A 14,557-nucleotide genomic window follows, 5' to 3' on the forward strand; every position below is an offset into this window, starting at 1 on the left:
TTATTAGAATTTGGATCACCACTTACGAGGTGACCAGTCTTCTTGTAGTTAGCAACAGCATCATTGATTTCTTTAGTTAAGGCATCAACAGTTGATTGTGGAACACCCATGGCTTTAGCTGCAAAATAACGACTACGCAGATCAGCTACATATTGCCCATCTTTTTTTGATAATTTAGAAAAGTCAATAGCTGAATCATAATTAGCATAAGCTTCATTTAATTTATCAAGATTTGCAACAGGGACATCAGGATTGTTACTATCTACAGGATGAAAATCAGAAGATTTTAAGTCAGTATAATCTTCGGTATTTTGTACTAATACGGTATAATCTGACGGATAATCAATTTCATGCCAGTCTTCATAATTAACATAAGCCTCAGCAATCTCACCGCCACCAACGTCTTGTAATAGTTGATTTCCGGGAATGCCACCAATAACAAGTGTCAAATAAAATGGACGACCATGCATCGAAATAGGTGGCTTAGCATCATCACTAAGTTCACGCACCACTTTAGTGCCAGCAGGGTAAACTCTGCCAGAAGGTCCTTTTAAAGCATACTTTAAAGTACCATATTGTAGCCAAACTTTGGTTCCTTGGTGATTGGCTGAAACAGTTTGAACATTGTCAAAGTTGAAAACTGCTGTCATTGGTGCGGCTAGACTTAACGCGGCAATTGTCGCAAAGATTATGCGTTTATTCTTCTTCATTTTTTCACTCCTTATAATTATTACTTTGCAACATTCACTTTACGGATGTAACGGTTTTTGCCAATACGGTAGAAGGTCTTACCCTTAATGCGGTAAGTCTTGCCGTTAATCTTGACATATGAGCCTTTCTTGAGTAGTTTCTTAGAAACACGTTTACCCTTGCGAGTATAGCGGTAAGATGCTTTACGCAATTTTACCACCCGTGATTTAGATTTGCTTGAAGTAGAAGGCTTAGCGGTGCTATTTGATGAATTAGATGAACCAGAGTTGCTGGCGTTGCTAGAATCTGAACTGCCACTCACAAAATGACCAGTCTTCTTATGATTAGCAATGGCATCGTTAATTTCTTTAGTAAGAGCATCAACGGTTGACTGTGAAACGCCCATTCCCTTAGCCGCACTATATCGTTTATTCATTGACTCTTCCCATATTTTATCTGCTTTAGAACGATGTTCAAAGTCAATGTTGTTTAGGTATTCTCCGTACGCATGATCAAGTGCATCCGTATTTGCTACTGGCACATCAGGATTATTGCTATCTACGGGATGAAAATCACGAGATGCAAGGTCTGTCTTGTCGAAAGTACTTTCAACGATATCAGTGCCAAAACTATCTACGTCAGGGTCGTCAATTTCTTGCCAATCCTCTAAATTAACATAAGCCTCGGCAATATCACCGCCGCCAAATTGGGTAATACCTATTGGGGATGAGGTGATACTTAATGATAGTGCAAATGGTAGCGCAGGGTAGGAAAGCTTACTAGGCTTAGTAAGGTTCCCCATGTATCTTGCAACTTTGGTGCCAGCAGGATAGACCCTACCGGAAGGTCCTTTTAAAGCATATTTGAGCGTGCCGTATTGAATCCAGTTATTAAAGCCTTTATGGTTGGGTGTGGCATTGATAGTGTGGACAGTGTCACTAACGATAACAGCTGCGCCAACGGTAGTTAGAGCCACACTGCAAAAAGCAATTGCTAATTTTTGGCATAGTTTATTCTTTTTCATTTTTTCACTCCTTATAATTATTATTTAGCAACGTTCACTTTACGGATATAACGGTTTTTAGCAATGCGATAGAAGGTTTTGCCCTTAATGTGGTAGGTCTTGCCGTTAATCTTGACATATGAACCTTTCTTAAGCAGTTTCTTAGATACACGTTTACCCTTGCGAGTATAGCGGTAAGATGCCTTGCGCAATCTTACTACTCGTGACTTAGAAGTGCTAGTTGCAGTAGATGAGCCAACAGAATCGTCATTACTATTGTCAGGAATGTTATCAGTTGAATTAGAACTATCATAACCTGCTAAATGACCAGTTTTTTTGTAATAAGCAAGAGCTTGTTTCATTTCAGTAATTAGCTTATCAACTGTATCTTGTGATACACCCATAGCTGTAGCAGCAAAATATTTATCGGTAAAATCAGACATTATTTGCTGATCTTGTTTAGTTATTTTGTTGGTTAATACTATATCTAACGCATTATATGCTGCTCGTAATTTGTCAACATTAGCATGTGGCACATCAGGATTACTACTGTCTACAGGATGAAAATCACTAGAAGCAAGATCGGTTGGATCTTCGGTATTTTGTACTAGAACTACTTCGTCAGATGGATAATCAATTTCATGCCAATCTTCATAGTTAACATAAGCTTGTGCAATTTCACCACCACCGAAGTCTTGTAAGGTTTCCATACCAGGTAGTCCACCAATCAAAAGGGTTAAATAGAACGGCTCACTTGGAAGAGAAGTGGGTGGAATATTGTCATTACTTAGTTCACGTACAACCTTAGTGCCAGCAGGGTAAACTCTGCCAGATGGTCCTTTTAAAGCGTACTTTAAAGTACCATATTGCAGCCAAATCTTAGTTCCCTGGTGATTGGCTGAAACAGTTTGAACATTGTCAAAATTAAAGACTGCCGTCATTGGCGCAGCCAGACTTAACGCGGCCATTGTCGCAAAGATTATGCGTTTATTCTTCTTCATTTTTTCACTCCTTATAATTATTATTTAGCAACGTTGACCTTACGGATGTAACGGTTTTTACCAATGCGGTAGAAGGTTTTACCCTTAATGCGGTAAGTTTTACCGTTAATTTTGACATATGAGCCTTTCTTAAGCAGTTTCTTAGATACACGTTTACCCTTGTGAGTATAGCGGTAAGATGCTTTACGCAATTTTACAAAACGTGACTTAGATTTGCGCTTTGCCGGAGTGACTGTGCTAGAACCACTATTGCTATTAGATGAATTGCTAGAGTTGCCAGAGTTTGAATTACCGCTTACGAGGTGACCAGTCTTCTTGTAGTTAGCAACAGCATCATTAATTTCTTTAGTTAGACTATCAACACTTTCTTGAGTTGCACCCATAGCTTTAGCAGCATTATAACGGTCTGTGAAGCGATAAATTTTTTCACGATCTTGCCCAACCACGGAAGATTTACCAGCAATTCTTGTCAAATCAGCATATGCTTCTTCTAGTGCATTGAGATTTGCACACGGTACATCAGGATTACTACTATCTACAGGATGAAAATCACTAGATTTTAAATCATTGTAATCTTCGGTATTTTGTACTAATACGGTATAATCTGATGGATAATCAATTTCATGCCAGTCTTCATAATTAACATAAGCCTCAGCAATTTGTCCGCCACCAACGTCTTGTAACAGTTGGTTGCCAGGAATACCACCAATAACAAGTGTTAAATAGAATGGTTCACTTGGAAGAGAAGTTGGTGGAATATTGTCGTTACTGAGTTCACGTACTACTTTAGTACCAGCAGGATAAACTCGACCAGATGGTCCTTTTAAAGCGTACTTTAAAGTACCGTATTGCAACCAAACTTTGGTTCCTTGATGATTAGCAGAAACAGTTTGAACATTGTCAAAATTAAAGACTGCTGCCATTGGTGCAGCCAGACTTAACGCGGCAATTGTCGCAAAGATTATGCGTTTATTCTTTTTCATTCTTTACTCCTTATAATAAAAAATCAATTGTTTCACAGGCAGAAAGGCACCTAACCGAACTGAGACTAAACTGCTGTCTTTTTCTATCAGTATACTACATGAAACTACCGTAATGGTAATTATTATGTGAAAAGCAAGTCCTAGCTGCAACTAAATTTTAATGTTATTTCCATATATGTCTGTTAAAATTGATAGTAACTATTATTTTAGGAGGTAAATATGGCTGCTAAACATTTTTATGAAACTTTTCACCCTGAACACTATGATTTGTTCATAGACATTAATCGGGCACAGAAAACTATTAATGGTACTTCAACAATTACAGGTGAGGCACTCGAAAATACTATTTTAATTAATCAGAAGTATATGAAAATTGCTTCTGTTACCAGTTCGGGCGAGGATATACCGTTCACTGTCAATGAGGACAAAGAAGCAATTGCTATTGAACTGGGTCAAACCGGTAAAGTCACAGTTGAGATTAAGTATTCGGCACCGCTGACTGATTCTATGATGGGAATTTATCCGTCATACTATCAAGTTGATGGTGTTCAAAAACAGATTATCGGTACTCAATTTGAAACAACAGCTGCACGTCAGGCTTTCCCATGTGTTGATGAGCCGGAAGCCAAAGCTACTTTTTCTTTAGCACTTAAGTATGATGAGCATGAAGGTGAAACTACGATTGCCAACATGCCGGAAGTTAAAGTTGAAGATGGTGTGCACTACTTCGAGCAAACCGTTAGAATGTCCAGCTACTTGATTGCCTTTGCTTTTGGTGAATTACAATCAAAGATCACCGAAACCAAAGACGGCGTTCAAGTAGGAGTTTTTGCGACTAAAGCACATCAAGCAAAGGAATTAGACTTTGCTTTGGATATCGCAAAACGGGCAATTGAATTTTACGAGGAATTTTACCAAACCAAGTACCCGCTGCCACATTCTTGGCAATTGGCGCTGCCTGACTTTTCTGCCGGAGCAATGGAAAACTGGGGCTTAGTCACATACCGTGAAGTCGCAATTTTGCTTGATCCTGATAATGCTACTCCTTATCAAAAAGCGTATGTGGCAACGGTTATCGCTCACGAATTGGCGCACCAATGGTTTGGCGACCTAGTTACCATGAAGTGGTGGGATGACTTATGGCTCAATGAAAGTTTTGCCAACATGATGGAATATGTTTCAGTTGATGCTTTGGAGCCGAGTTGGCATGTTTGGGATAATCTTTACCAAATTTCTGAAGTGCCAGCAGCTTTAAAACGTGATGCCACTGATGGTGTCCAATCCGTTCACGTTGATGTGGAGCATCCAGCTGATATTGATTCGATTTTTGATAGTGCGATTGTTTACGCTAAAGGTTCAAGGATGCTGGTTATGGTACGGGCACTCTTAGGAGATGATGCTTTGCGTAAGGGACTTAAGTATTACTTTGAGCAGCACCAATATGGCAACGCTACGGGTGATGACTTATGGAATGCTCTTTCGACTGCCACTGATTTGGATATTGGCAAAATCATGCATACTTGGCTTGATCAGCCCGGTTACCCTGTAGTTTCCGCCAAAGTCAATGAGAATGGTCATTTAATTTTGAGTCAAAAACAATTCTTCGTGGGTGAAGGCAAAGAAGTTGGACACAAATGGGCCATTCCACTAAACGCAAACTTTGAAGCACCGCAGATTATGTCTAAGCGAGAACTGGATCTGGGAGATTACCAAGAATTACGCAGTGCAGCTGGTCACGCTTTGCGCGTAAACGTAGGCAATAGTTCACACTTCATTGTTAATTATGATGACACTTTAATGAACGATATTATGGCTGAATTTAAGCAACTTAAACCAGTAGATCAATTACAATTACTGCAAGATTTGGGACTTTTAGCAGAAGGCAAGCAAATTTCATACGCTGAAATTGTCCCGTTGCTGCCGAAATTTGCGGATTCCAAATCATACATTGTCATTAGTGCCTTGTTATCTAGTATCCGTTCATTATTTAAATTTGTTACACCTGATTCAGCTCAAGAAAAAGATTTGAAGGCATTTGTTAATAAATTAACCCAAGAGCAAGTTGAACGTTTAGGTTGGCAAGCAAAAGATTCTGATACAGATGATGATAAGAGAATTCGACCACTAGAAATAGCCTTAGCTTTGTATGCCGGTAATTCTGCTGTGATAAAAGCTGGTCACCAAATTTTTGTTGAGCACGATCAAAACTTAAACGAAATTGATGCTTCAGTTAGACCGTATGTTTTAATGAATGAAGTTAAGAATTATAATGAACCAGGTTTAGTTGACCGTTTGCTGAAAGAATATCAAGCTGCCATCGATCCTAACTATAAGGACGATCTTACTGATGCTATTACCAACACCAAGAATCCCGCTGAAATCAAGAAACTTATTGAGAATTTTGAGAATGCTGCAGTTGTTAAGCCTCAAGATTTGCGCTCTTGGTTTGCGAATGTCTTAGCTAATCCAAAAGGCGAACAATTTGCTTGGGACTGGTTACGGGACCAATGGTCATGGCTCGAGAAAACAGTCGGTGGTGATATGGAATTTACCACTTATATTACTGTGGCTTCAAACATTTTCCATACTGAAAAGAGACTGGAAGAATTCAAAGAATTCTTTGAGCCAAAGGTTGATCAGCCGGGTCTTGGTCGTGAGATCAGAATGGATACCAAGAATATCGAGTCCAAGGTTGACGTGATTAATGCTGAAAAGGATGCTGTCAATCAGGCTGTTAAGGAAGCTTTATAAGTAAAAATTATTTAATATTTAAAATTGCAAAACCTGTTAACTAAAGCGAGTGTGAACTTGATATTAAGTTAACAGGTTTTTGCATAACAAAAAAGGACAAGTTTTTTAAATTCTTGTCCTTTAATTTCTTATTAAATTACTTAATCATATACAATTACCGGTTCATGCTTGCTTACATTCTGCCAGACTTGCTTTATTTCTCTAGGCTTGATATTGACACAGCCATGAGAACCCCCACGTAAATATGCTTTTTTACTCCAATCACCACGCCAGCTGGCATCATGGAAACCGCAACCACTTAAAGTAAACGGCATCCAGTATCTGACTGGTGAAGCATATTTAGAGCCGTCGTTATTGCGTCCGCGCAATACAGCATGACCTTGCTTATAGTGAATATACCAAACACCTTGAGGGGTACTGTTACCCTTAACGCCATCTCTCGTACCAGTGACAATGTCATTCAAATGTACGACTAATTTGCCATTTTTTACAATCCACATTTCCTGCTTTTTAAGTGAAACAACAATATAGTTATTTCCTATACCATGATTGTTTTTACCATAGCCTAAACCATAAGTACTATAACCCAGGCCATAGATGTAATCTTTACCATCAAGATTTTTAGTTCCGTTTAAAAATGCTTGTTCGACAGCGGCTTGAGCCTTTTTGACGTGAACGCCCCAGCCGTAGCTTTGGTTTTTGATTGTGATTTTCTTACCTGCAACTTTGTTGCCCTTAGGCACAGCGAACTTGTAGCTCTGATGAATGGTTGAAACATCCTGGTCAATTTTATTGAGTTTCGCCGTTAGATTTTCTGAATTAAGAAACGAATATTTGCCTTTTTTGTAAATTGCCTGGTTAATCAGATTTTGAGCTTTAAGCTGATAATCCTTGCCAGCAACATGGTAATTAACCACAGCGTGACTAACGGCCAGCATTTTTTTATTGGCAGCATCTAAGTCAGTGTTGCGGTATTCATAATTTTGCTTGTCTGGCATCGTCGTATGCTGCTTTTTGAAGTAATTGGCAACTTCCTTTTTCTTAATAGTATCAATGCTGGGATCGCGTTCAATTGCTACTTTACCATTTTCCAGGGAAACGATATTGTTGGCTTTCCGATTAATCTTGGCCGTCGCTTTATTAATTGTTAAGTTTCCAACTTCTACTCCATAAATATTAACATTAGGGTTAAAATGATTAATAGCGAATGCTTTAGCCTGCTTTTGCGATTCGACGTGATTGTTATATAACACCACGCCAAATACAACTGCTAAAATCAGAACTATTCCGATAATAATTAAAAGCAAGTTATTGCGGTTATTGTATTTTTTTAAATTTCTTTTTGATTGCATAAGTTCTACCACCGTTGGAATTTTCAAAAAAATAATTGCGGTTACAGTTTACCATCTATTGCGGCCCTAGTAAAATGCAAGATATAAGAATGTTTTTGGGAGGGATTGCTCAATGGAAAATGACCCATTAGTGTTTGATGTTAACATAGCTAAAGAAAAGCCTAATTCTTATCGTAAAGTAAAAAATAATTCTGGCTGTCCCTTTTGTGATGTGGCGGGTTTGACCCATATCTTAAAAAAACAGGGTGGGATGATTTGGCTTGATAATAAATACCATACGTTACATGATACGGTTCAGACTGTTTTGATTGAGTCCAATAAGCATCAAGGTGATATTACCACTTATTCGCTTGCGTATAATCGTTCTTTGATGCGTTTTTCACTGTCATGCTTTAAGCAGATGAATGATTCACACAAGTACAGATCGGTTTTATGGTATAAAAATTATGGCGAAAATTCTGGTGGCTCTCTTGCACACCCCCACATGCAAATAGTGGGTCTGGAAAAGTTGGATGGTTATAAATATATTCAACCCAATAATTTTGAGGGTATAAGTCTTTTTAATAAAGATGGAGTTGAGGTTAATGTGAGCACGCATCCAATTCAGGGCTACATTGAACTTGATTTTAATCTTCTTAATGAAAACAGTATTGATGAATGGTCCGACTGGATTCAAAGTGGAGCAAAGTATATGCTAAAAGTTTTATCAAAAGGGCGTAATAACTCCTATAACTTGTTTTTCTATCCGCGCTTTGATCGAGGCATTAGTGCTAAATTAATCTTACGTTATACGGCATCACCGTATTTTGTCGGTTATAAGCTCTCACAGGTTGATAATCGGGAAAAATTACTGACTGAAGCTGAAAAATTTAAGCGCTTTTTTGAGTCTGGATCAGTTTTAGAGAAAGGATTTAAAATATAGCTTTTATTGAAGTAATTATTGTTAAAACTAATACTTAGCAGAGATAATATTTGCGACAAATAATTCTAAGCAATATAATAGCAAGGTGTTTTTTTAAGGAGGACGCAAATGCGCAGAAAAGAAACTAAGAACCTGGCTATTACTGCCATATTTGTCGCAATCTTTTTATTGCAAACTTTCATTCCTAATATCGGTTATATTCGCATATTGCCAACTTTGCCGGCTATAACTACTATTCCTTTGACTGTTTCCATTTATTCTTTGCTTATGGGACCAATTGCCGGCACATTTTTTGGTATTTTCTGGGGTATTGCCCGTATGGTACAGGCATATACGCAACCTGGGGATATTGTCAGCTTAATGCTCTTTCAAAACTTTGCGATTGCCGTAATTCCTAGTGTTTTGGCGGGTCTTTTTCCAGGACTGATTGGGAAACTAACTGCTAAAAAGAAAAATAGCATTAAAGAATTAAGCTACACATTTGCAGGTGCAGTGACTTCTTTAACTAACACTGTTTTTGTAATTCTATTAACCAGTCTAGTTTTCATGGGCAACTCTGCCAAACTGCTAGGCCATTTGGGCAGCTTCACTCAGGGGACGCCTTTAATTACAGCGTTAATAATTGCTTTAGGTTTGAACGGCCTGGTTGAGGCAGTATTTACTGCAATTGTGACGCCAATTATTGTGACGCCGCTCAATAAGGTGTTATGCAGAGTAGGCTAAAAGAACAGTAGTGTTTTTAAGAAAAACTTAATATTCTTAATTGACCGCTAAAAACAAGGAAAAAGTATGCAGATAAGTCTTTCTAACTCGGAAAGGCTTATTTTTTTATTGACAAAAGTTATAAATACAATTAGTGTATTAGATAAATAGTACAGAAGTATTGCAACGAGGATTTTACAAATGACTGAAATTTTACGAGTAGATCAAGTTACTAAGACATATGGCAAGCGGGGCGAAAAGCAATACCAGGCTCTCAAGGGCATTAATTTTGCGGTTAATTCAGGTGAATTTGTAGCCATTATGGGCGCCTCTGGTTCCGGTAAAACAACTTTGCTTAACATTTTGTCAACTTTGGATAAACCGACAACAGGCAATGTTTTTATTAACCATGAGGATAACAGCACTTTAAATGCCAATCAATTAGCTGACTTTAGAAGTAAGCAAATCGGCTTTATTTTTCAGGACTTTAATTTGCTGGAAAATTTAACTAATCGGGAGAATATTGCCTTGCCTTTAAGTTTAAGGGGTATTTCTCCCAGAAAAATTGATCCCCTGGTTGATAAAATTGCAACTAGACTGGGCATTAAAGAAATTCTGCCCAAGTATCCTGCTGAAGTATCAGGTGGGCAAAAACAGAGAGTGGCAGCTGCCAGGGCGTTAGTGCATGAACCTGCAATTTTGCTTGCCGATGAGCCAACGGGTGCCTTAGATTCAAAGAGCGCCCGCGAATTGCTCTATACTATGGCAGATTTGAATCATAACGATGGTATTACCACTCTGATGGTTACGCACGATCCGTTTGCTGCCAGCTTTGCCAGTCGTATTTTATTTATTAAAGACGGCAAGATTGGTGAGCAAATGTTGAAAAACGGTCAGTCCAGACAAGAATTTTACCATCTATTAATCGACCACTTAGATACTGACGAATAAGGAGAACTAAAATGGTTTGGAAGTTGTCCTTAACGGGAATCAAAAGTCGTTTTAAAGATTATGCGGTTTTATTTTCCGGCTTGGTTGTTGCCAGCATGATCTTTTACATGTTCCTTACAATCACAATTAATCCTACTTTTATCAAAAATGATATTTCAGCACCAAGTAACTATGTTCGGTTCACTTTTGCCTTTGGTATTATCTTGCTGATAATCATTACTATGGTTTACCTGGTTTATGCCAATTCTTTTTTGTTGAGCATGCGTAAACACGATTACGGTATGTATATGATGCTGGGAGCTAAGAGTACCAAAATTGGTTTGCTGATTTTTTTGGAAACTCTAATAACTGGCATTTTAGCTACACTAGTGGGTATTGTGCTCGGGTTTGGCCTCACTGCCATAGTGTCAAAGCTGTTAATATTTCGTTTAGGGTTGACAGTGAAACATTTTGCGGTTGTTTTACCTAACGCTATCATTTGGACGATTATCTTCTTCATTATCATGTTCTTATTCGGAGCTTTGAAAAATGTCCGTAAATTAACCAAGACGCCAGTAATTGAACTATTACGCGATGACCAAAAGCCAGTTGCTTACAAACACCGGCCGGTCTTGCACTGGATTCAAGGAATACTGGGTCTGTTACTTTTAGCTGCAGGCTACTTTATTTTGGGTCTTCCAGGCGGTGCTATTTTATTTATTATTCCAGCAGCGTTGGTGACAATAGTCGCTGGTTCCTATTTCACATTTAACGCTTTTTTCGGCGCCTTAATCGGATTTTTGCTTAACCGCAGAAGCTTTTCTTATCATGGCATCCGGGTATTTACTCTAGGCCAGTTGAAATTTCGATTGCATGATTATACGCGAATTTTGACAGTTGTTTCACTGCTTTTTGCCCTGGCACTTGGAGCGATTACTGTAGGGCTTAACTTCAGCACGCTCAGTGAGCAGCTTGAAGACAATTTTTATTATGACACTACTATTATCAGTGACTCATCCAGAGTAACGCAGGCTAAAAATAAACTGACCATTACCCGTGAGCAAACCTATCATTATAAAGAGCAGGGTAAATATTTGTATTTTAACCGCAGTGAATTTAACAATAACCCGGTCAAAAACGTCAAGTTTTACATGAAAAATGGTAAACCGGCATACAAGAAGGTCAATTTGCCCACTGAGAAATTGGACGTCCCAGCGACATATGCTAACAATGCCTTTGGTGCTATGGTTCCTGATGGTATTGCTAAAATCATTCGCCTGGTTTCACCAAAAAAATGGACCGAGAAAAAAGGACAAGACAAGTTTGTCAGCTTTGTAAAAGTGAAAAACTTTGATCAGGATTTCCCCACCATCTTAAAATTGCAGAAACAACAACTGAAGGAAAATCCTGCTTATTCTTATATTTATACTTCCAGCAAGGCGGGCAGTTTTCAGTTAATCAAGAATTTCAGCAGCGGTTTTGAATTTATGGGCTTCTTTTTAGGCTTCGCTTTCCTGACCATGCTGGCTTCAACTTTAATGTTCAAGGTCTTAAGTGGCGCAGCTAGTGACAAGGTGCGTTACCAAATGTTATTTGAAATTGGCACAAGGGCAAAAGTTTTGCGTCAATCTATTAAAAATGAGATTGGAGTGCTGTTTCTTCTGCCCGGCGTATTAGGCGTAATCGATGTGCTCTTTGGGTTGAGGCTGTTTAAATTGCTCTTGCCACACCCATACCAGAACTTATGGATTCCTTTTACAATTTTTATCATGCTATACCTGATTTATTACTTATTAACCGTAAAACTATATGAAAAAATCGTCCTGGAACGTGAGTAAAATTGGGAGCAGTAAATAGATTCTTGTTTTTAATTAAAGAAAGGAGCAGTAATGATTTGGAAACTGTCTGTGACGGGGATTAAGAATAGGCTAAAAGATTATCTGGTATTATTTTCTGGTTTAATTGTTGCCAGCATGATTTTCTACATGTTCTTGTCAATTGCTACTAACCCTGTATTTATTAGTAAAGATGTCTACGGTAGAACAGCATACCTGACTTATATTTTTACCTTTGGCATTATTTTGTTAGTAATCATTACATCGGTTTATCTTGTTTATGCCAATTCGTTTTTGTTAAGTATGCGTAAGCATGACTATGGCATGTATATGATGCTTGGAGCCAAAAGCACGCGGATTGGTTTACTAATTTTTTCTGAAACTCTGCTAACCGGCTTTTTAGCAGTTCTGCTGGGAATAGTACTGGGGCTGGGGTTGACCACAATAGTTACCAAGGTGCTGATAGGTAAGTTAGGGCTGGAAATTACTCACTTTAAGGCAATATTACCCAGCGCAATAATAGGGACTTTGCTTTTCTTTGTTATTATTTTTCTCTTGGGTGCACTGAGCAATGTGCACAAACTTACACATACTCCAGTAATTGATCTTTTACACGAAGATCAAACTCCAATTAATCTTAATCATCATCCACTTTTGCGGGGAATTGAAGCAATTTGCGGTGTGCTTTTGCTAGCAGTCGGTTACTATGTAATGACTCTGTCCACCAGATATATTTACTTTCTTATTCCCACCGCCTTAGTAACAATTATTGCTGGCTCTTTCTTCGTCTTTAATGGCGTCTTTACAGCTATAATTAATTATTTACTTAATAAAAAATCTTTTTCATATCGTGGTATTAATGAATTTACTCTTGGTCAGTTGAAATTTCGTTTGCAAAGCTACACCAAGATATTAACTATGATTTCAATTCTGTTTGCCTTGGCTTTAGGTGCAATTACCGTGGGACTTAATTTTGGCTCCATGAAGGATGAGACGCAAAAAAGCTTTTATTATGATGCTACAATTGTTAGTCAGACGCCAGCAGTTAAAAAAGCAGAAGCTAAGTTAACCATTACCAATAAGCAGACTTATCACTACAAAGAAAAGGGGATGCATCTTTACTTTAACCGCGCGGAATTTGAAAAACAGCCACTGAAAGAAATAGAAATCTATTTTCATGACAATCAAGACAATTTACCTACATATAAAGTGAAAACACTGGTTACTGCCGAACTGGATAAACCAGAAACAGCTGCCAATAGCATTTTTAGCCAAATGGTGCCTAACGGCATTCCTAAGAAAATTAAGCTAGTTTCACAACAAAGGTGGAATACACTTGGTGGTCAGAAAAAATTCGTCAGTTATATTAATGTCAAAGACTTTGCCCATGATTTTCCAGTGATTAAACAAATTCAAAAAGAGCAACTAAGGGAAAATCGCAATTACCAAGATATTTACCTTTCTTCAAAATCATATAACTATAGCAATATGATTGGTTTTACCAGTGCGTTTGAATTTATGGGCTTTTTCTTAGGAATAGCATTTCTGACTATGCTCGCTTCGACGTTAATGTTTAAAGTTTTAAGTGGTGCCGCTAGTGACAAGGTGCGCTACCAGATGCTACATGAAATTGGAGCCAGGCCACAATTATTACGCAGTTCAATCAGAAAAGAAATTGGTACTTTGTTCACCATGCCTGCTATTTTAGGCATAGTAGATGTCCTTTGTGGCTTACAATTGTTTAAAACATTGCTGATATCTCCATACCATAATATCTGGATTCCATTTACAATTTTTATTGTGCTTTATCTGGGTTATTACTTGTTAACAGTTACATTATATGAAAAAATTGTACTCACAAATAAATAATTATAAAAAGACCGGATTTTGAAATAAATTTTCAAAATCAAAATAGTAACTCTTTAATTGGTGGGAATTCACGCAACATCTCATGAAAAATAAGCAGAAGTCGCTTGGACTAATGCTTATTTTTTCGTCTAGTCGTGTCCTTTTGAATACGATTTTTTTAATTGTTCAAATTGTGCAAAATTACCCGGTAAAAAAGACTTTAATTTCACAAAATCTTAATTGGAGAACGCTTTTATCCCTAATATGCGAAAAATTGGTATAGCGTTCATTATTTTATGTTGGATTGATCTGAATTTTTAGGTAAAAACATCAATAAATTTTTATGCAATTTCAGCTTGTTTTGTTTTGTTGACTTTTATCATTACAGTTAAAGTAACAGTGAAAACGATTGCACTAAATCCCAAGACACCGTACAGGTCATAATTAACGTTGATTGTACCAGCTATGGTGGGAAATTTTCTGTAGTTTTTATTCTTTAAAAAGATGGTCACATTTTTAACTCTCTTCATAACTTAACGA

12 protein-coding genes are annotated in these 14,557 nt (G+C 37.7%); 6 read left to right on the plus strand and 6 right to left on the minus strand.

What is annotated here, in order from left to right; all coding sequences use genetic code 11:
• The 4 genes from JF76_RS10285 to JF76_RS01040 form a co-directional block, all read right to left on the minus strand.
• Positions 1–710, minus strand: a 710-nt coding sequence (locus tag JF76_RS10285; protein WP_167594931.1) for a hypothetical protein, incomplete at its 3' end; no start/stop codon positions are given.
• A gap of 20 nt (positions 711–730) precedes the next feature.
• A complete protein-coding gene (locus tag JF76_RS10370; protein ID WP_045927432.1) occupies positions 731–1,714 on the minus strand; it encodes an SLAP domain-containing protein in 984 nt (327 codons plus the stop codon).
• Positions 1,715–1,734: 20 nt separating this feature from the next.
• Positions 1,735–2,694, minus strand: coding sequence for an SLAP domain-containing protein (locus JF76_RS01035; protein ID WP_045927433.1), 960 nt, complete (start codon positions 2,692–2,694; stop codon positions 1,735–1,737).
• Between the two features lie 20 nt (positions 2,695–2,714).
• A complete protein-coding gene (locus JF76_RS01040; RefSeq protein WP_045927434.1) occupies positions 2,715–3,677 on the minus strand; it encodes an SLAP domain-containing protein in 963 nt (320 codons plus the stop codon).
• 219 nt (positions 3,678–3,896) lie between these two features.
• Between JF76_RS01040 and JF76_RS01045 the strand changes: the two genes are divergently transcribed.
• The gene (locus JF76_RS01045; RefSeq protein ID WP_045927435.1) at positions 3,897–6,428 is read left to right on the plus strand and encodes a M1 family metallopeptidase; all 2,532 of its coding nucleotides are present in this window, start codon (positions 3,897–3,899) and stop codon (positions 6,426–6,428) included.
• A 140-nt stretch (positions 6,429–6,568) separates the two neighbouring features.
• Here the strand turns inward: JF76_RS01045 and JF76_RS01050 are convergent, their stop codons facing one another.
• Entirely contained in the window at positions 6,569–7,780 is a 1,212-nt protein-coding gene (locus tag JF76_RS01050) for a L,D-transpeptidase family protein (RefSeq protein ID WP_045927436.1), read from the minus strand.
• A 112-nt stretch (positions 7,781–7,892) separates the two neighbouring features.
• Between JF76_RS01050 and JF76_RS01055 the strand changes: the two genes are divergently transcribed.
• From JF76_RS01055 to JF76_RS01075, 5 genes are all read left to right on the plus strand, one after another.
• Positions 7,893–8,702, plus strand: a complete 810-nt coding sequence (locus JF76_RS01055) for a DUF4931 domain-containing protein (RefSeq protein ID WP_045927437.1) — start codon at positions 7,893–7,895, stop codon at positions 8,700–8,702.
• Positions 8,703–8,810: 108 nt separating this feature from the next.
• Complete coding sequence (locus JF76_RS01060; RefSeq protein WP_045927438.1) at positions 8,811–9,425, plus strand: ECF transporter S component; 615 nt, start codon at positions 8,811–8,813, stop codon at positions 9,423–9,425.
• 180 nt (positions 9,426–9,605) lie between these two features.
• A complete protein-coding gene (locus JF76_RS01065; RefSeq protein ID WP_045927439.1) occupies positions 9,606–10,355 on the plus strand; it encodes an ABC transporter ATP-binding protein in 750 nt (249 codons plus the stop codon).
• Positions 10,356–10,366: 11 nt separating this feature from the next.
• The gene (locus tag JF76_RS01070; RefSeq protein ID WP_045927440.1) at positions 10,367–12,172 is read left to right on the plus strand and encodes an FtsX-like permease family protein; all 1,806 of its coding nucleotides are present in this window, start codon (positions 10,367–10,369) and stop codon (positions 12,170–12,172) included.
• 51 nt (positions 12,173–12,223) lie between these two features.
• The gene (locus tag JF76_RS01075) at positions 12,224–14,038 is read left to right on the plus strand and encodes an FtsX-like permease family protein (RefSeq protein ID WP_045927441.1); all 1,815 of its coding nucleotides are present in this window, start codon (positions 12,224–12,226) and stop codon (positions 14,036–14,038) included.
• Positions 14,039–14,358: 320 nt separating this feature from the next.
• On the opposite strand, the gene JF76_RS10190 is transcribed toward JF76_RS01075, so the two are convergent.
• Positions 14,359–14,529 carry a hypothetical protein gene (locus JF76_RS10190; RefSeq protein ID WP_156962734.1) on the minus strand — a complete coding sequence of 57 codons (171 nt, stop codon included), beginning with the start codon at positions 14,527–14,529 and terminating at the stop codon, positions 14,359–14,361.
• Between the last annotated feature and the right edge of the window lie 28 nt (positions 14,530–14,557).

The organism is Lactobacillus kullabergensis (genome assembly GCF_000967195.1).
Taxonomy (GTDB): domain Bacteria; phylum Bacillota; class Bacilli; order Lactobacillales; family Lactobacillaceae; genus Lactobacillus; species Lactobacillus kullabergensis.